Origin of the sequence: Microcoleus sp. CAWBG640 (assembly GCF_020883015.1) — a bacterium.
Lineage (GTDB): Bacteria > Cyanobacteriota > Cyanobacteriia > Cyanobacteriales > Microcoleaceae > Microcoleus > Microcoleus anatoxicus.
Genome location: NZ_JAHRFC010000007.1, coordinates 36,253 through 54,884, shown reverse-complemented (window position 1 = coordinate 54,884; position 18,632 = coordinate 36,253). Strand labels below are relative to the sequence as shown.

General features: G+C 45.2%; 13 protein-coding genes. 6 read left to right on the top strand and 7 right to left on the bottom strand.

The features are described from left to right. Nucleotides 1-20 precede the first annotated feature (20 nt). The 3 genes from AAFP11_RS05735 to AAFP11_RS05725 all read right to left on the bottom strand — a co-directional run bounded on the left by AAFP11_RS05735 (nt 21) and on the right by AAFP11_RS05725 (nt 1,858). Nucleotides 21-155: a hypothetical protein gene (locus AAFP11_RS05735; RefSeq protein WP_341736155.1), complete on the bottom strand. Its 135-nt coding sequence runs from the start codon at nt 153-155 to the stop codon at nt 21-23. After that, nucleotides 152-1,147 carry a homogentisate phytyltransferase gene (locus AAFP11_RS05730; protein WP_341736154.1) on the bottom strand — a complete coding sequence of 332 codons (996 nt, stop codon included), beginning with the start codon at nt 1,145-1,147 and terminating at the stop codon, nt 152-154. The genes AAFP11_RS05735 and AAFP11_RS05730 overlap by 4 nt, the downstream gene beginning before the upstream one ends. Nucleotides 1,148-1,273: 126 nt before the next feature. Continuing rightward, complete coding sequence (locus tag AAFP11_RS05725) at nt 1,274-1,858, bottom strand: hypothetical protein (RefSeq protein WP_341736153.1); 585 nt, start codon at nt 1,856-1,858, stop codon at nt 1,274-1,276. A gap of 149 nt (nt 1,859-2,007) precedes the next feature. Between AAFP11_RS05725 and AAFP11_RS05720 the strand changes: the two genes are divergently transcribed. After that, nucleotides 2,008-3,567, top strand: coding sequence for an NAD(P)/FAD-dependent oxidoreductase (locus AAFP11_RS05720; RefSeq protein WP_341736152.1), 1,560 nt, complete (start codon nt 2,008-2,010; stop codon nt 3,565-3,567). A 34-nt stretch (nt 3,568-3,601) separates the two neighbouring features. Here AAFP11_RS05720 and AAFP11_RS05715 read toward each other — a convergent pair whose 3' ends face one another. Next, complete coding sequence (locus tag AAFP11_RS05715) at nt 3,602-4,453, bottom strand: DUF3598 family protein (protein WP_341736151.1); 852 nt, start codon at nt 4,451-4,453, stop codon at nt 3,602-3,604. Nucleotides 4,454-4,699: 246 nt separating this feature from the next. Here AAFP11_RS05715 and AAFP11_RS05710 point away from each other — a divergent pair, with 246 nt between their 5' ends. Continuing rightward, entirely contained in the window at nt 4,700-5,509 is an 810-nt protein-coding gene (locus AAFP11_RS05710; RefSeq protein WP_341736150.1) for an SAM-dependent chlorinase/fluorinase, read from the top strand. Nucleotides 5,510-5,607: 98 nt separating this feature from the next. On the opposite strand, the gene AAFP11_RS05705 is transcribed toward AAFP11_RS05710, so the two are convergent. Beyond that, complete coding sequence (locus AAFP11_RS05705) at nt 5,608-6,612, bottom strand: site-specific DNA-methyltransferase (protein ID WP_341736149.1); 1,005 nt, start codon at nt 6,610-6,612, stop codon at nt 5,608-5,610. A gap of 151 nt (nt 6,613-6,763) precedes the next feature. Between AAFP11_RS05705 and AAFP11_RS05700 the strand changes: the two genes are divergently transcribed. Next, nucleotides 6,764-7,570 (top strand): helix-turn-helix domain-containing protein, encoded by an 807-nt coding sequence (locus AAFP11_RS05700; protein ID WP_341736148.1) that lies wholly within the window; start codon nt 6,764-6,766, stop codon nt 7,568-7,570. Between the two features lie 189 nt (nt 7,571-7,759). Here AAFP11_RS05700 and leuS read toward each other — a convergent pair whose 3' ends face one another. Both leuS and AAFP11_RS05690 read right to left on the bottom strand, forming a co-directional pair. Next, on the bottom strand, nt 7,760-10,357 hold the full coding sequence (gene leuS, locus AAFP11_RS05695) for a leucine--tRNA ligase (RefSeq protein WP_341736147.1): 2,598 nt from the start codon (nt 10,355-10,357) through the stop codon (nt 7,760-7,762). Nucleotides 10,358-10,736: 379 nt separating this feature from the next. Then, complete coding sequence (locus AAFP11_RS05690) at nt 10,737-11,576, bottom strand: phosphoadenylyl-sulfate reductase (RefSeq protein ID WP_341736146.1); 840 nt, start codon at nt 11,574-11,576, stop codon at nt 10,737-10,739. 326 nt (nt 11,577-11,902) lie between these two features. On the opposite strand from AAFP11_RS05690, the gene AAFP11_RS05685 reads away from it, so the two are divergent. The 3 genes from AAFP11_RS05685 to AAFP11_RS05675 all read left to right on the top strand — a co-directional run bounded on the left by AAFP11_RS05685 (nt 11,903) and on the right by AAFP11_RS05675 (nt 18,431). Beyond that, the gene (locus AAFP11_RS05685) at nt 11,903-12,268 is read left to right on the top strand and encodes a response regulator (protein ID WP_340521844.1); all 366 of its coding nucleotides are present in this window, start codon (nt 11,903-11,905) and stop codon (nt 12,266-12,268) included. A 148-nt stretch (nt 12,269-12,416) separates the two neighbouring features. Next, nucleotides 12,417-12,917 (top strand): chemotaxis protein CheW, encoded by a 501-nt coding sequence (locus AAFP11_RS05680; protein ID WP_341736145.1) that lies wholly within the window; start codon nt 12,417-12,419, stop codon nt 12,915-12,917. Nucleotides 12,918-13,058: 141 nt separating this feature from the next. Beyond that, nucleotides 13,059-18,431 carry a PAS domain S-box protein gene (locus AAFP11_RS05675; RefSeq protein ID WP_341736144.1) on the top strand — a complete coding sequence of 1,791 codons (5,373 nt, stop codon included), beginning with the start codon at nt 13,059-13,061 and terminating at the stop codon, nt 18,429-18,431. The last annotated feature ends 201 nt before the right edge of the window (nt 18,432-18,632 follow it).

Genomic DNA, 18,632 nt, shown 5'->3' with positions numbered 1-18,632 from the left:
AACTTGTTGTAATCTGTTAACTATTCCTTTTTTGTATTTCCTCGCGCATCCGCAAGACTTTCATTTTTTTCCCCTCTTCCCTCTTTCTTCTTTCTTCTTGCTTCTTGCTTCTTGCTTCTTGCTTCTTCCTTCTTGCTTCTTCCCTCTTCTCTCATCCCAACCAACAAGCTGCTGGAAAAATTATATACTCTAGAAAAAATAACTTCCATATCAACTGATAAAATTGAGCTACCTGCATTTTATCCTCCAAATCAACTTTGATGCTCCAAAACCACATCAAACCCAAAGCCACCACATGAGTAAGCGCCAGAAATCCTAAATTAACATTTGGCAATATTAACACTCCTGCTAAAATTATGCCGACATAACAAACAGTCAATACCCAGCGAGACAAATCAAAGACGGCCGGCTTTCCCATTTTAATCGTAAACGTCGTAATATTGTATTGCCGATCGCCCTCCATGTCAGGAATATCTTTAAAAATGGCGATCGCAAAGGTAAACACCACTACAAATACCGTCAGTACCCAAACTTTCCCAGGAATCGCCACAGACAAACTCTCCAAATCCCAGCCCGAAAAAACACTTTTCGCCCTTCCCAAACTCAACACCCAATTAAAGTGCAAAAATAACCCTAAATTTACAATCGCGCCCCGCACCGTAAAAATGCAGAGCGCCGCCCAAAAAGGAAACCGCTTCAGCCGAATTGGCGGCAGAGAATAAGCAGTCCCGATCGCCAAACTGACACCAACAGTCGCCAGCAAAAACGGTCCTTGCAAAATCGCCGTTAAAATTGCGATCGCACCAGTCAAAGCAACTATTAATTCTCCGGTTTTCTGAGAAAACTCTCCGGATGCTAGGGGCAAATAAGGCTTATTAATTTTATCTATTTCAACATCTTCTAACTGATTCAATCCCACAATATAAATATTACCACAAATACAAGCTAACCAGGCAAACGCCAGCGGTAAAACTACAGGATTCGCCAACAGTAGATCGCTTTGGGCGATCGCATACAAAGCCAACACGCTCAAGCTAGTACCGATAATTGTGTGCGGCCGAGAAAACTCCCAAAACGCCCTCAGCCAGCCTTGGGGAACCAAACCATTGCGATCGCTCTCAGACTTACCCAAAGAATCATTACTCATAAACCTAAATTGCCCCAAAAATTAATTAACAAATTGTCTCACAAAATAAGAACATATCTTAAAATGAAATTGCTTAGTCACCAGGTGAGGGAAACAGACTGTTGTCTCCCCACCGCCCTTTTTCTGTTAAACCCTACCCCACAAAGCCAAGCCACCACCTCTTCCCCTAGCCGTAATTATCCCATCTTCCACTAGAAAATAAGCAAAAAAAGCCTGTTTCCCCACACTCAAACTCAAAAATTCCGCCTCCCGCGCTTCCCCACCGCGAATATATCCTTGATATACAGTTTTCCCCAACAACTTCACCATAATTCTGGTAAAATCAAAAGCTAAAATATTATTAGGTAAAAACTTAGTAGGCCCGGAAAGAGTCAGTTCCATAGTACCAATTTTCACAGAATTTTCGACTCTGCCAATTTCACTATTGTCTTCTCCTTCTGCCACAGGTGCTGCGGAGTAAGCTATTTGAATTTTCGCAATCCACTGAGGAATGTATTTTCCCGCACCCAACACAATTCCCGCTTTTTGTCTAGTCTTTTTTGTACCAGTGATAAAGCACAGTTGCCAGTTGCCGATTAGCTGCTGAAAACTATAGCGAGGTTTGGTTTTTTTGGAGTTTTTCTCGGCGGCTAGCAGGGCTGTGACTACGGCGCTGGAAGATGGTTTAGAATTAGATTTGGCGGCTTGTTCTAGAATTGATATATGTTCCATTTAACCAAGAATATAGTAGCAGGAAGTTTGGGAGTGATGAGTTTAGTCCTCAACAGCGAAATTAGACGCTAATCAGGACTAAAGTCCTGACTACAAATTTAACTACAGATGTATTTTACCGCTCATCTACTTAATTAGTGGAGAAAAACATGGTTACGATCGCCCCAAACAACACAGAAATCATCATCATCGGCAGTGGAATCGGCGGCTTATGTTGCGGTGCAATGCTTGCCCGCTATGGCTTTGAGGTTATAGTTTGCGAAAGTCATTCCCTCGCCGGCGGGGCTGCACACGGCTTTGAAAAGGGCGGATTTAACTTCGACTCCGGGCCCTCCCTCTACTCAGGACTATCTTACAGCCCCTCGGCAAATCCGCTGCGACAAGTTTTGGATGCGATCGGCGAACAACTCCCCTGCATCACCTACGATACTTGGGGCTGCTGTTTGCCCGAAGGCGATTTCGACACTTCCGTCGGCGCGAGTCAATTTGGGGAAGTGCTCGCCAGACTGCGAGGCACCGCCGCCGTCGCCGAATGGCAACAACTCCAGCGCGTCATGGAGCCCTACGCCCAAGCAGCCACCGCCTTGCCCCCCCTGGCTTTGCGCTTCGATTTAGGGGCTGTTTTCACCCTAGGCCAATTTGCCCCAGCTTTCCTGCAAAGCGCCGGCAATGCCCTGAAACTGGCTGGCCCTTTCAGCCAAATTATGGACGAAAATGTCAAAGATCCCTTTGTGCGCAATTGGCTGAACCTTTTGTGTTTCCTGCTGTCTGGACTTCCGGCAGACGGGACTATCTCCGCCGAAGTCGCCTTCATGTTTGCCGACTGGTATCGCCCCAATGCCGTTTTAGACTATCCCATCGGCGGTAGTGCAGGTTTGGTAAATGCCCTGGTACGGGGTTTAGAGCGCCACGGAGGCCAGTTGCTGCTGAATTCCCACGTCGCAGAGGTTTTGGTGGAAAACAACCGGGCTGTGGGCGTGCGGCTGCGATCGGGCAAAGTTATTCGATCGCACAAAGCCGTCATCTCCAACGCTTCGGTGTGGGATACCCTAAAACTGCTGCCTGAAAGTTCCGTGCCCAAAAGCTTTCGGCAACAGCGACAGGCAACTCCCGAATGCGACAGTTTCATGCACCTGCATTTGGGAATTGACGCCACGGGAGTGCGATCGGACTTAGCCTGTCACTACATCTTTGTCAAGGACTGGGAACAGGGCATTAGCGCACCTCAGAACGTCGTTCTCATCTCGATTCCCTCCCTCCTCGACCCCGGACTCGCCCCAGCCGGAAAGCACGTCATTCACGCTTACACGCCCGGAAATGAGCCCTACGATTTGTGGCAAAATCTCGATCGCACCAGCGTCGCATACCAACAGCAAAAACAAGCACGGGCAGAGATCATGTGGGAAGCCTTAGAGAGGATTATTCCCGATATTCGATCGCGCACAGAAGTCACCCTCATCGGCACACCCCTCACCCACCAACGGTTTTTGCGCCGCCATCGCGGTTCCTACGGGCCGGGAATTCCGGCGGGTAGGGGCTTGTTTCCGGGGCCGGGAACACCTTTAGCGGGGCTGTATTGCTGCGGAGATTCCACCTTTCCGGGGATTGGTTTGCCCGCTGTGGCCGCTAGCGGGGCGATCGCAGCTAATTCCATCGCCCCTGTGCACAAACATTTGGAAATGCTGCGCAGTATTAGAAATCTCCAATAATTATTTGTGGTTTCTGGTTTGTGATTGGTCAATTTTAATTAACTTTACGCTCAGTAACCAAAGTCAAACTTACCCATTCACCTTTCTCATTATAACTGCGAATCATCCGCAACCTCAAGTCAGGTTCAACCAACCAACCAGCCTCTAAAAATACAGATTTTCTGAGTTCAACTTGGACAGGTAATGTGCAAGAACCACCGTCAGGAAGCAGCAAAACTTGCATCGGCGTAGTACCTTCCTTAAAATTAATCACCGAACCTTCTATGATACCTGTCGAAGCGATCGTCTTAGCCTCAGCATTCGTGCCAAAACTAATTTTCTGCACCAGGCGATCGCCACTTTCCAAATCCAATTGCAGTTTGGTAAGATAGCAATCAGGCCCGCGCCAATCTGGATACATCGTCACTGCTTCCCCATGCCATTCTCCCAGTAAAGCGTCAATAGTCAAAGGCGGACGTTCAGGCACATTTTTATCCGGCTGCTGTTCCCGAATTAAAGTCAAAGTTGATAAATTTCCCTTAGTATCGTACAACTGAACTAACCGCAATCGGCGATAATTATAGATAAAACCAAACTCAGCACCGCATTCCGAAAAAGGCGCTATTTGAATAGTCCCCTGACAAAAAGCTCCATTCTCAAAAAATAGGATATCCCGTCCCAAGTTTTGATATTCTCGAACAATTTCCCGGACTTCTGGTTCCCCGACACCACTAGGATTTGGGTAAAAACGACGGAGTTGTAATCGGACAGTTTTGCGATCGTTAAGACTTTCGAGAGTAATAATACTAGGAGTATCTAAAACCACCTCTCCCCGTGGCGATAACTCAGTAAAAGAACCTTGCCATTCTCCCAAGTTTTGCAGAAAGTTTTCCCATTGTGATACCATATTTTTACCTCTTACTTTCTCCCAATCTTATCAGAAAATATGATTTTTTAAGTTACTTAAACTATAGATTTTCCCCCTTCTTCCTTCTTATTTCCCCCCTTCTTCCTTCTTATTTCCCCCCTTCTTCCTTCTTATTTCCCCCCTTCTTCCTTCTTATTTCCCCCCTTGGGGGGGGTAGGGGGGGGTTCTTCTCCCTTCTTCCTTCTCCCTTCTTCCTTCTTCCTTCTTCCTTCCCCCTTCTTCCTTATGTCAAAAAATAGAACTATAACTCTACTGACAGATTTTGGATTAAGCGATGTTTATGTGGGAGTAATGAAAGGTGCGATCGCCCAAATCAACCCCCAACTCAAAATCATCGACATTACCCACAACATTGGGCCTCAAAATATAGCCGCGGCTAGGTTTTGTCTGATGACTGCTTATGCTTATTTTCCCACAGAAACCGTACACATTGCCGTCGTCGATCCTGGTGTGGGGAGTAGCAGAAGGGCGATCGCGATTCAATGTGCGAATTGCTTCCTTGTCGGGCCCGATAACGGGTTGTTTAGCGGAGTATTGAGTCGGGAAAGGGCGATCGCCTGCGTCCAACTCACCAACCCCAAATACTGGCGCACACCTCAACCCAGCAGCACTTTCCACGGTCGCGATATTTTCGCTGCTGTGGGCGCTCATGTGGCCACTGGGGTGCGGTTGGAAGAATTGGGAGAGGCGATCGACCCCGCCAGTTTAGTACAGTTACAGATACCAAATTGTGCCATTACAGCCACTGGTATAGAAGGCTGTGTTCAATATGGCGATCGCTTTGGCAATCTAATTACTAATATCCCAAAACATAGCATTCAAACCGAAAATTGGTCAATCACAATTAGCAATTTTAACAATACAATATTCATACCCAGCGGCCAAAGCTACAGCGACAGCCAGCCGGGAGATTTGATTTCCATAATAGGTTCCGAAGGCTGGGTAGAAATCTCCGTTAACGGCGGCAGCGCTCAATCTCTACTAAAATTGGACTGTGGGGCGATCGTGCAATTAGTTTTTGAAACTAACAATTAAAATCATCTCTTTTAGTCCGTGCAGGCGGACTTCGTTCGTGTAGAAGCGATTTCAATCGCCGATTCATATCTGAATAAAAATTAGACTACTTAGCAAAATCAAAAACAATAATTATTGACCTCAAAAAGTAGCCTACTTTGAGGTAAACTAAATCTAGATGGTTCCTCTGTTAACAGTTGATTATATAATTTATTCGCTTGCCCAAAAGAGTCTTGAGGCAAAAATCTAAATATTGATGCAGCAATATATTGTTTTTCTTGTTCAAAACTTATCCAGTTTCGTGATAATTCTTCTGCGGCATGACCAGTAGTATTAGAACCCGAAAAAATATCTACTACCAAGTCTCCCGGTTCAGTAAGAAAATTTATAAAAAATGACGGTAATCTTTCGGGAAAACGTGCGGGATGCACCTTAATATTAAACTCTTTGCACCAACGCAAGTATTGAGAATTACTTTCTGAATTAGCAATCTCTAGTAAATTAGATGGAATAGCACCTCCATTATCTTTAGCAAATCGATCGCTAATATTATGACCGGAAGGACGTTCCTTGGGCGTGTAAAATTCATCAGCATTTTTCAAGAGTTTTTTCATTCTCTCAGAATACTCTACTTTGACTTTAGTAATATTTGCTTTAGGCCGCTCTGTTTTAGCAAGCCACCAAACAGTATTTACAGAATCTTTAGCCCGAATTTTCTGTTTATTCACCCACTCTATAGGAGATGGAAGTTTTGAAGGATTAAACCAGAAAAACTCTTGAGCAAGCTTAAATTCATATTCATCACATAACCTAATAAGTACGCGGTAATTGTAGAGCGAACGTACAGGTATTCCTTTTTGATAAGCACCCCCAAGGTCTATAACAAAACTTCCAGTATCCTTGAGAACTCTTTTAATTTCAGGAGCAAAGCCCAGCAGCCAATCAACATATAAATCTTGATCTTCATTTCCATAACTCTTTTTGCGTTGCAATGCAAAAGGAGGAGATGTCATCACCAAATCTACAGAATTGCTAGCAAGACTATTCAGAAGATGAAGAGAATCTCCCAAATAAGATTGACCGTATTTGGTGGTGTAAATTGGCGCCGGCAAAATGTTACTCATTTGTAATTTAGATTTTAGTTTAAGGTACAACAGACACAAACTGGTTTAATTATCATCCAAATCCGTACTTTCAGTACGTTGTTTAGTCCGTAAATTCTTCGTACTATTCACAAAGCGAACTTTCAGTTCGTTTTTATGAATTGTAAAGAGCATGAATTACAAAGAAGCCAGACGACAATTTGCGGCAAAAGTAAGCCAGTTGCGCCGACAAAAAAGGATAACACAGGACGAACTAGCAGAACTTATAGACAAGATTACTGACTATATCAGCTTATTGGAACGCGGTGAAAGATCCCCATCCTTTGAACTTATTTTTTCTCTGGCTGAAGCCCTTGATGTACCCGCTACTTATTTAATCAGTTTTAGTCAAAGCGGTGAAAATAAAGCTCTCGTTAACACACTCATAGCTGAACCAGTTTCCCCTTCCGTTGTAGAGCCTGTGGAAGAGGCTGTTACTACAAAAGAAGAACGTATTTCAGATGCTAAACGGCTAGAAAATGCGATGAAAAGCATCCAAGAATTGCAAAATCTCGCAAATGAATATGGGATTACCGATATTTTTCAAGATAATGGAGGAAAGACTTTACAGTTATTAATCCTTTTAGGGCTGCGTATATCACCTGGTCGCGAAGGAAATGATGCTATTGATGCCGAAGGAAAAGAATACGAGCTTAAAACAATCAATATTTCACTTAATCGCAGCGGTGGCGTGACGACTCACCATCATTTGAATGAGATTATACTTGAAAAATATCGCAAAGTTGGAGCTTGGTATATTGGATTGTATGAAGGCATAACTCTCAAGCAAATTTATAAACTCACACCCGAACTTCTAGAACCAAAATTTAAAGAATGGGAAGAAAAGCTCAAAGTTAGAAATGACGCACTTAATAACCCTAAAATTCCCTTAAAATTAGTTAGACGGGGGCAACTTGTCTACTCAGATAGTCAACAATAGCCCTCCGCCAACAACTTGGATTTTGAGAATTATAGTCCTGGGCGCAAAAACCCGGTTTCTTAACGTAATTGCGTCATTTTAGGTTGACGACGGAGAAACCGGGTTTTTTAGATTGATAGTCAGTAAGTCCTGAATTAGGTTGTGCTTGTATAGAGCCTATAGGTGCACGACACCTATTAGCAGTTACAACTAAGCAACAACAAAATTAACCAACTTTCCAGGCACCACAATCACCTTTTTAATCTCCTTACCCTCCAGATGCCGCTTAGCCAAATCTGACTCGCGAGCAAAGTTTTCCAAAGCAGTTTTGTCCGCACCAGAAGGCACTTGAATTGTACCGCGAGTCTTACCCATAACCTGAATTACCAGCGTAATTTCATCAGTAACTAATGCGGAAGCATCCACCATCGGCCAAGTTTGCGTGTGTACCGATTCACTGTTACCGATTAAATGCCACAATTCATCAGCAATGTGTGGTGCAAAAGGCGCTAACAATCGAATCAAAGTATTGATTCCTTCTGCATAAATCGGCGAATCTTTACATTTAGCATCAGTCAAAGCATTGCTCAATTTCATCATTTCCGAAACCGCAGTATTGAACTGATACTCACCCTCCAAATCATCGCTCACTTCCTTAATCGCAATGTGAATCGCCCGCCGCAAATCCTGCTCAGCTTTACTTAAAACCTCTTTCTCCCCCCCTTGGGAAGGCGTGGCAGACGGGAAATTATCTTTCTCCCCCCCTTGGCAAGGGGGGGTTGGGGGGGGTGAAGCAAATTCTGTCACCAACCGCCAAACGCGATTTAAAAAGCGGAATTGTCCTTCTACATCGGCGTCATCCCACTCCAAATCTTTCTCCGGAGGCGCTTTGAATAAAATAAACATCCGCGCCGTATCAACCCCGTATTTTGCCATAACATCCAAGGGGTCAACACCGTTGTATTTTGATTTGGACATCTTCTCATAGAAGACTTGCAAAGGTTCTCCCGTCTGAGGATCTTTTGGATTTGCCGCATCTACTTCGGCTGGAGGAACATATTTGCCAGTAACGGGATTTTTATAGGCCATTGCTTGCACCATGCCTTGAGTTAATAGGCGCTTAAATGGTTCGTCGCAATTAATCAAACCCCGATCGCGCAAAACCTTAGTAAAGAACCGTGAATACAGTAAATGCAGGATTGCGTGTTCAATTCCACCGACATATTGATCCACCGGCATCCAATCATTAGTTTTCGCCGTATCAAATACTTGCTCCTCATTTCTCGCATCGGGATAGCGCAAAAAATACCACGAAGAATCAATAAAAGTATCCATCGTATCGGTTTCTCGCTTCGCCGGAGTGCCGCAACTCGGACAAGGAACATTCACCCACTCTTCCAGCTTTGCTAACGGCGAACCTTTGCCCGTAAATTCTACATTTTCCGGTAAAACTACTGGCAAATCCGATGCAGGTACCGGTACGATTCCGCAGTTAGGACAGTGAATTACAGGAATGGGAGTACCCCAATAACGCTGTCTAGAAATCAACCAATCTCGCAAACGATATTGGACTCGCGCTTTGCCATAACCTTGATTTTCGGCATATTTAATAATCGCTGCTTTGCCTTTAATTGAATCCATACCGTTAAAGCTTTCAGAATTAATCATAATTCCCGGTTCGGTGTAAGCTTCGGTCAACGGCATCTCATCATCTGCCACAATTACTACTTTAATTGGCAGTTCATATTGAGTGGCAAATTGGAAATCTCGCGTGTCATGGGCCGGTACTCCCATCACCGCACCAGTGCCGTATTCGTACAGCACGTAATCGGCAATCCAAATGGGCATTTCTTCCCCATTGAAAGGATTGATTGCTTTGCCACCTGTGGGAATGCCACGCTTGGGTTTGTCTTCGGCTGTGCGATCGATTTCGGTTTGCAGTGCCACTTCTTTCACAAAGTTTTCGACTGCCGTTTTGTGTTCCGGTGTAGTAACGCGATTAGTTAAGGGATGTTCCGGGGACAATACAACATAACTCACACCATAAACTGTATCGGGACGAGTGGTGAAAACAGCGATTTTTTCCTCCATCCCCACAATGGGAAATTCTAAGTAAGCGCCGACGGATTTGCCAATCCAATTGGCTTGCATTAATTTGACTCTTTCGGGCCAATCTGGCAATTTGTCTAAGTCATTTAATAACTGTTCGGCATAATCGGTAATTTTGAGAAACCATTGTCGCAATAATTTGCGCTCTACTTTGGCACCGGAACGCCAGGAACGACCTTCGTTATCGACTTGTTCGTTTGCTAAGACTGTTTGATCGATGGGGTCCCAATTAACTGTCGCTTCTTTTTGATATGCTAATCCTGCTGCTAAAAATTGCAAGAAAATCCATTGAGTCCAGCGATAATAATCGGATGAACAAGTTGTAACTTCTTTTGTCCAATCAAAGGAAATGCCTAGGCGATGAAATAAGTCTTTCATTTGGGCAATATTTTGATTAGTCCATTGGGCGGGGGGAATTCCTCTCTCGATGGCCGCATTTTCTGCGGGTAAACCAAAAGCGTCCCATCCCATCGGATTCAATACACGATAGCCTTGCATCCGCTTGAGTCTGGCAATTACATCAATAATTGTGTAGTTGCGGACGTGGCCCATGTGCAGGTTTCCTGATGGATAGGGGAACATGGATAAGGCATAAAATTTAGGCTTTTGGGTATCTTCTGGCATTTGGTCTAAGTTTTGCTCAGCCCATGTCTGTTGCCATTTTTCTTCTATGGATGCGGGGTTATATCTGGAATCCACAACAATTTCTCCTTTTAGGATTTAGTAGTGTTTGCTTGAATATTTTTGCACATTCAAGGGGCTTCGATTCGGATTTTTTTGAGTTCCAAGGATTTTGGCTCCTGTTTGTGTATTATACATTGTAGTATATAAATTTTGGTTGGGGGCAATGGGGAATGGGGAATCGGGAATCGGGAATGGGGAATCGGGAATCGGGAATGGGGAATCGGGAATCGGGAATCGGGCATAGAGCATAGAGCATAGGGTATTACCCATTACTTATTAGCTATTACCCATTACTTATTAGCTATTACCCATTCCCCATTACCTATTACCTATTCTCGATGGTAATTCATCTTTCACCAGAAAGACTGTAGGCGCAACCACTCCCCAGCCACAGTTACTGTTTTTGGGCGTTACCAGCGTGCAAACCACACTCTTTTAATGTCGATTCTTCCCACCACCAGCGACCTTCCCGTTCGTGTTGATTTGGCAATACTGCTTTCGTACAAGGTTCGCAACCAATGCTGACAAAACCGCGTTCGTGGAGTTTATTATAGGGGACATCCAAAGCACGAATGTAATCCCAAACTTCTGCGGAAGACCAGTTTGCTAAGGGGTTGAATTTAATTAATTCATGGTCGGGAGTAGAAAATGCAGTATCCTGTTCAATCATCGGAATATGGTTGCGGGTACTGGGGCTTTGGTCTTTCCGTTGGCCAGTAATCCACGCATCTAAAGTATTTAGTTTCCGGCGCAGTGGCTTGACTTTTCGCACGCCACAACATTCTTTGTGCCCATCTTCATAAAAGCTAAACAATCCCTTTTCGTCTACTAAGGCTTGTACTTCCGCTGCATCGGGAAACATTACTTCTATTTTAATGCCGTAATGTTTTCTAACTTGTTCTAAAAACTGATAGGTTTCGGAATGCAATCTTCCGGTATCTAGGGTGAAAACGCGGAAGTTTTTGGTGAGTTTTGAAGCCAGATCGATCAGCACTACATCTTCTGCGCCACTGAAAGAAATTGCAATATTGTCAAATTTTTCTAGGGCAAATTTAAGAATATCTCGCGGTGTTTTTGTGCTGTACTCTGCTTCGAGGGTCGCAATGTTTAGATTGGTTCCAATGGCTACCATACTTTCGTGTTCTCCGTGTTGTTTTTTGTCTAACCCTGAATTGTAACCGATCGCAGTCTCTCTCATACCGATCGATTTGACAATCCAGCATCCACAGTACATACCGGCGGATTCATCCCTGGAGAAACAGAAAACCTGCTATCCCATTGATTTGGGAACAGATTTATTCCTTCGCCGACAGACTGACGGGGTTGCTTTCTTCAAGAGACTTCTCCTCAAAAGCTGGTAAAGAACAGGTAAGATGCCTGTTCCACCATCATTTTGGGAGATGTCTAATAGTCTCCTCTAACATCTAAAATCGGTATGTGAGTTATATTTGTATTTGCATTGGGGTGAATTGATCCGTCAAGCGCTAAAGTCAAAGAGGCGATCGCAGCGCCGCCAATAAAACCGATATACCGTCAAAAATAGCAAAGAAGTGTAGAACCATGTCAAAAATCTTAGTAGTAGACGATGTTCCCAGCGAACTAGAAATCATCTGTCGCATTCTTCAAGATGTGGGACTCGAAGTGATCCGGGCGGGAGATGGCGCAGAAGCGATCGCCCGTATCCAAGAAAAAGCGCCGGATCTGGTCGTTTTAGATGTAGTAATGCCACGAATGAACGGATTTGAGGTGATTCGAGAATTGCGGGGCGATCGCAAAACCGCATATTTGCCCGTAGTATTTTGTACTCATAAAAACACCGAGATCGATCGAGCTTGGGGAACTGATTTAGGGGCTGATGCTTACCTCAGCAAACCCTTTGAACCTCAGCAACTTGTCAACATTGTACAGCGTTTGCTATCAAAATAAACTCCTGCTCAAAGATAGATATTTTTTTATAGTGTCACAGGGATCTAGGGCGAAATTTTGCCAAGGGCGAGTTCCGGCGATCGACTAAGGGCAAACAGATAGCACATAATTTCTTTTTTTAAGCTACACTAGAGACTAAAAATAAGCCATGAAAACAACTGCTTCTGGCAGTACAGGGAATCAGACAAATGGAACAAAGCAATTTCTCGTCTTCGCTCAAGCAGACAGTTTGTTTGGCGTCGAGTTAGAAACAGTGCGGGAAGTGCTTTCCCTCAAAGAACAACCCATTTCGCCGGTGCCGAACACCCAGTCATTTTTGCTGGGATTAACCAACTTGCGAGGCGAAATTTTAGCCACAGCAGACTTTGGTAAATTCACAGGTATCGCACCAGTTGATACCCACCATTCCAGCAGTCGCATCTTAGTTGTGGAAGCGCCCGATCCGCGAGACTTAAGACTGTCTAAAATCCGCATTGGCTTAGCTGTCTGCCGCGTTGAAGGAGTTTTACCTCTGAATCCCGATCGCATTGTCTCCGCCATAGACGTCAGTTCTGACCTCGCCCCCTTTCTCAAAGGTTTGTACAATTGTGATGGACGCTTACTCATGATTGTGGATGTAGAAGCGATCGCCCATTCCGAACGCTGGTAAGGAGCATAATTTTGATTTGGGAATGGGGAATGGTTCATGGGTAATTGCAAATAACCAATAACCAATAACAACTAACCAATAACCAATAACAACTAACCAATAACCAATAACAACTAACCAATAACCAATAACAACTAACTTATGCAACTTATCTATGACTTTGTGGCAACAACTTTTACCCTAACATTACCAGACATCTCCCAGCCATTACTGCTTGGGGTAGCCAATTGTATCATTTCTTTGTGTTACTTTGCGATCGCCTCACTGATTAGCTTAGGTTTGTGGCGAAACCGCCAATTCGGCTTCGACACCTTCGCCACAGTCACAGCATTCATATTTTGGAGTTGTGCCTTGGGGCACAGCGGCCACGCAGCAGAACACTTAGGATTGCCACACTCCCCTGTTTTGCAAACAGTGTCCGATTGGATTACTGTAATTCCGGCGATCGCCTTTTTAAGCCTCTCCAACCGCTACAGCTTATTAGTAGGTTCCACCCAAATTCTGCAAGCTAAAAAAGACACAGAACAAGCCCTAAGTGAAACTACTCAGCGATTTCAATCCATCTTCGATCAAGCTTTTCAATTAATAACGCTATTAGAACCAGACGGTACTCTAATCGAAGCCAATCAAACAGCCCTAGAATTTGGTGATTACGAACCGTCAGATTTGCTGGGTCAGAAATTTTGGTATACACCTTGGTGGGCATCATCCTCAACAAACCAGCAACAGCTAAAAACTCACATCAAACAAGTATCCGCCGGCAAATTTGTCCGAGAAGAATACGAAATCACCGGATTCAATAAGCAAGTGACAGTAATTGACCTGTCCTTGAAACCCCTATTAAATGAAGCCGGGGAAGTATTTCAAATCCTCGCCGAAGGTCGGGATATTACCGAAAACAAACAAACCGAAGCTCAATTGCAGCAGCTAACCGCAGAACTAGAGCAGCGAGTGTACGAAAGAACCGAACAGATTGCCCAAACCAATGCACAATTGCAACAAGAAATTAGCGATTGCGCCGCAGTCGAAAAACAGCTATTACGCCTCAAATCAATTTTAGAAGCAACAACAGACTGGGTAGCTATGGCAGATGCCAAAGGGCACAGTCTTTATATGAACCGCGCCACCAGAGAAATATTGAATGTTGGAGACAGTACCGATTTAGCAGGAGTCAGCATTTCTGACGTGATATCTCCCAAAAGTAAGGACACTATTGTGAAAGTCGGCATACCCGCAGCTTGCCGAGACGGAGTGTGGAGTGGCGAGATAATTTGGCAGACTTTAGACGGTAAAGAAATACCAGTTTCTCAAGTAATTATTGCTCACAAATCTGAAAATGGAGAAGTGGAATTTTTGTCAACCATCGCCCGAAACATTAGCAATCGCAAGCTCACGGAACAAGCCATGCAGCAAAACTTGCAAATGCTCGACCTTGCCAGCGATGCTTTGATTATTCGAGAACTAGACGGGACGATTAATTACTGGAACCAAGGCGCTGAGAGAATGTACGGCTTCACGAAACAAGAAGCTTTAGGCAAATGCACTCATACTCTATTTACTACCATATTTCCCCAACCTTTAGAAACCATATTGGCACAGTTAGAGGATCGGGAATATTGGGAAGGAGAACTGATTCATACTACAAATTACCACACCAAAATTACCGTATTCAGCCGCTGGAATTTGCAGCGAGACGAACAGGGAAAACCCAAAGCAATTTTAGAAACTAACAACGACATTACAGGGCGCAAGCAAGCCGAAATCGAAAATCAAAGATTGAGATCGATCGTCGAAAGTAGCTCGGATTTTATCGGCATGGCAACAATGGAGGGAGAGCCATTTTACCTGAACTCCGCTGGCATCAAGCTAGTGGGACTCAACTCTCCCGAAGAACTCAAAACTAAGAATACGGGGGAATTCTTTTTTCCAGAAGACCTCCAGCAATTTACCGCAGAAATTATGCCCACAGTCATGGAAACGGGCTATTGGCGTGGCGAGTTTCGGTTCAAGCACTTTGGCACCGGCAAGAGCATTCCCGTTGACTACAGTCTATTTACAGTTAAACACCCAGAAACAGGAGAGCCTTTGGGTTTAGCGACGGTTACTCGCGACATCAGCGATCGCAAGCGGGCAGAAGAGATGTTGCGCGATCGGGAAAGACTGTTCCGAGCCATTTTTGACCAATCGTTCCAATTTATAGGTCTGCTAGAACCCGACGGCACGATGTTAGAAGTCAACCAAACAGCCCTCTGGGCCACTGATGTGGGGATTGAAGACATAGTAGGGAAGCCGTTTTGGGAAACCCCGTGGTGGGATATTTCCCCAGAAGTCAAGCAGCGGGTACGAGAAGCTGTCGCCAAAGCCGCCGGCGGCGAGGTAGTTCGCTACGAAGCGGAAGTCCTAGTTACCGGAGGTTTCGTCACAACCATTGACTTCTCCCTCAAACCCATCAAAGACGAGAGCGGCAAAGTCGTGCTGTTAATTCCAGAAGGCCGCGACATCAGCGATCGCATTGCCCTAGAACGAGAACTAACCTTGCGTCAAGCCCGCTTTGACGCCTTTTTCGCCGCTTCACCAGCGGGAATGTTTATCACCGACGAACAACTCCACTTCGTGCAGTTCAACGAAAAACTCTCCGAACTTGGCGGCCAGCCAGTTTCAGCATACATTGGCAAAACCTTATGGGAAGTTGAACCAGCAATGGCATCAACCACCTTCCCTCTGTACCAGCAGGTTTTGAGTAGCAACCAAGCCATTTTAAACATGGAACACTCCAATCCAACTACCGCACAGCCAGATGTCATGCGGGATTGGCTATCATCTTACTTTCCGCTACCGGGAGAAGATGGCAAGCCGATCGGGATTGGGGCTTTCATTTTGGAAGTGACCGATCGCAAGAACCTAGAACGAGAACTCGCCTTGCGTCAAGCCCGCTTTGACGCATTTTTTGCAGCCGCCCCAGCCGCCATGTTTATCTTCGATGACCAACTGCGGTTCGTGCAAGTAAATGAAAAATTGACCGAAACCACCGGGCCTTCAATTGCCCAACACCTAGGGCGCACGCTGAGGGAAGTTGTACCCGAAATGGTTCACACCCTAGAGCCCATGTTGCAGCAGATTCTTGCCACCAACGAACCGTTTTTAAACATAGAAGTTTCCGGCACAACCGTCAGTCAACCGGGCGTACAGCGATATTGGCTAGCCTCATATTTTCCTTTACCAGGAGAAACCGGTCAGCCGATCGGTGTCGGCGGAGTAGCAGTCGAAATTACCGATCGCAAACAAGCAGAACAAGAACGCGATCGGTTTTTCACCCTTTCCCTAGACTTGCTGTGCATCGCCGATTTTGAAGGCAAATTCAAGCGCGTCAATCCCGCCTGGGCAACAACCCTCGGCTACACTTTAGAAGAACTACAAGAACAACCTTTTCTCAATTTTGTTCATCCAGACGATCGCCAACATACCGTATCCGAAGCTAACAAAATAGCTCAGGGAGTCGAAACAATCGCGTTTGAAAATCGCTACCGCTGCAAAGACGGTTCCTACAAGTGGCTGTCGTGGAAATCACGACCTTTACACCAAGAAAAGATCATGTATGCAGTGGCTCGCGACATTACCGACAGCAAACACGCAATTAGTCAATTACAAGAAACAACCGCCCAGTTAGCCCGTTCCGAATCCGAATTTAGACAGCAAAAAAACCTCTTGCAACTGCTAATTGATAGCATTGGTGAAGGCGTAGTTGCAGCCGACACAAAAGGCAATTTTTTCCTGTTCAACCCCGCCGCCGAAAATATCTTTGGCTTGGGTTCAACAGACACACTGCCCGACGAGTGGTCGGCAAAATACGGTTTATTTTTGAGCGATGGAGTCACTCCCTATCCCACCGCCGACATACCTTTAACGCGGGCCATTCGAGGAGAAATAGTTGACGACGCAGAGGTTTTCACCAGGCACGCAGGCAAGCCAGAGGGTGTGTGGGTAAAAATTAACGGCCGGCCGCTCAAAGACGAAACAGGGGCGATCCAAGGTGGCGTAGTTGTCTGTCGCAACATCACCGAAGAAAAAGCATCTACCAAGCGAATGCAGCAGTTAGCAGAGTCACAAGAACGCTTACTGCAAGAACTCAAAACGCGGCAAAATGCCCTCGATGAATCCGCAATCGTCAGCGAAACAGACCTCAAAGGCATCATCACCTACGTCAACGAAAGATTCACTCAAATATCTGGTTACAGTATGGGAGAACTCCTCAACCGCGACCACCGCATCGTCAACTCCGGCTATCATCCCAAATCATTTTTTCAAGAAATGTGGCTGACGATTTCTCGCGGCTTGGTATGGAAGGGTGAAATAAAAAATCGGCGCAAAGACGGCTCGTTTTATTGGGTAGATTCCACCATCGCCCCCATCTTTGACACCCATGGTAAAATTATTAAATATATTGCCATCCGCTTTGACATCAATGAACGAAAAGAAGCACAAGAAGGACTAGAAAAATTAGCAGCAGAACGGAAAGCAGAAGCTGATTCAATGACCCAGCAGGTCCTCAAATTGTTAGGAGAAATTAAAGGCGCGGCTCAAGGCGATTTGACTGTCAGAGCAGAAGTTCATAACGATGTTTTAGGCGCTGTCGCCGACTCCTTCAACTTCCTGATCGGTTCCCTGCGAAAAGTGGTTACAGGAATTCAAACTTTAGCAGAACAGGTAACATCAGCCACCGATGAGTCAATTAGTAATACCAGCCAACTGACGCAACAAGCAGAAGTTCAAGCAGCCAAAATATCTGCCATCATGCAAGAAATCGATCGCATTGTCAATTCAATCCGTGACGTGCGAGATGTTTCGGTGCGTGCCGAAACAGTCGCCCAACAGTCTTCTCACACCGCTGAGGCTGGCGGTATGGCGGTCGATCGAGCTGTAGAAGGCATTAACGAACTCCGATTGACAATCGCCTCAACCTCAAAAATGATGAAACGTTTGGGCGAGTCTTCCCAACAAATCGGCAAAATTGTGACATCTATTTCTCAACTTGCTTCCCAAACTAATTTGTTAGCCCTGAATGCTACCATTGAAGCAGCCCGCGCGGGCGAACAAGGTTTAGGCTTTGCGGTTGTAGCCGAAGAAGTGCGAAAATTAGCAGAAAGATCCGCCGGTGCGACGGAAGAAATCTCCGAAATTGTCGGTACAATTCAAGAAGAAATCAGTCGTGTAATGAAGGCAATGGAATCAGGGACACTGGAAGTAGTGGAAGGTACTAAACTCGCCAGCGAAGCTAAAACTCACCTGAATGCCATCATCGAAGTTAGCCGCGAAATGAATGCTTTGGTGCAAAATATTACTCGTGCATCAGCCAAACAAACTATTTCGGCTGAAGAGATTTCTAACAGTATGCAGCAAGTGAATGAGATTGCGAATACAACTGCTCAAAAAGGTTCGGATGTTAAAGCATCTTTGGACGATCTGTCTGGTTCTGTTTCTAAATTGCAAAAGTCAGTCGCGAATTTTAGGAGTTAGTTGACGGTTGTCAGTTGACTGTCAGCAGGTCGGACACGGCAATGCCCATTGGTGTCAACTTAAGCTATAGCAACCGCCAGTCCTCTCGCCTACCCGCCAGTCCGCCAGGGAATGAATTCCCTGTCTAATAGCTAAAGTCCTCTTAAGAGGACTCATGAGTTCTTCAGTCCTCTTAAGAGGACTTTAGCTTTGAGGCAGGGG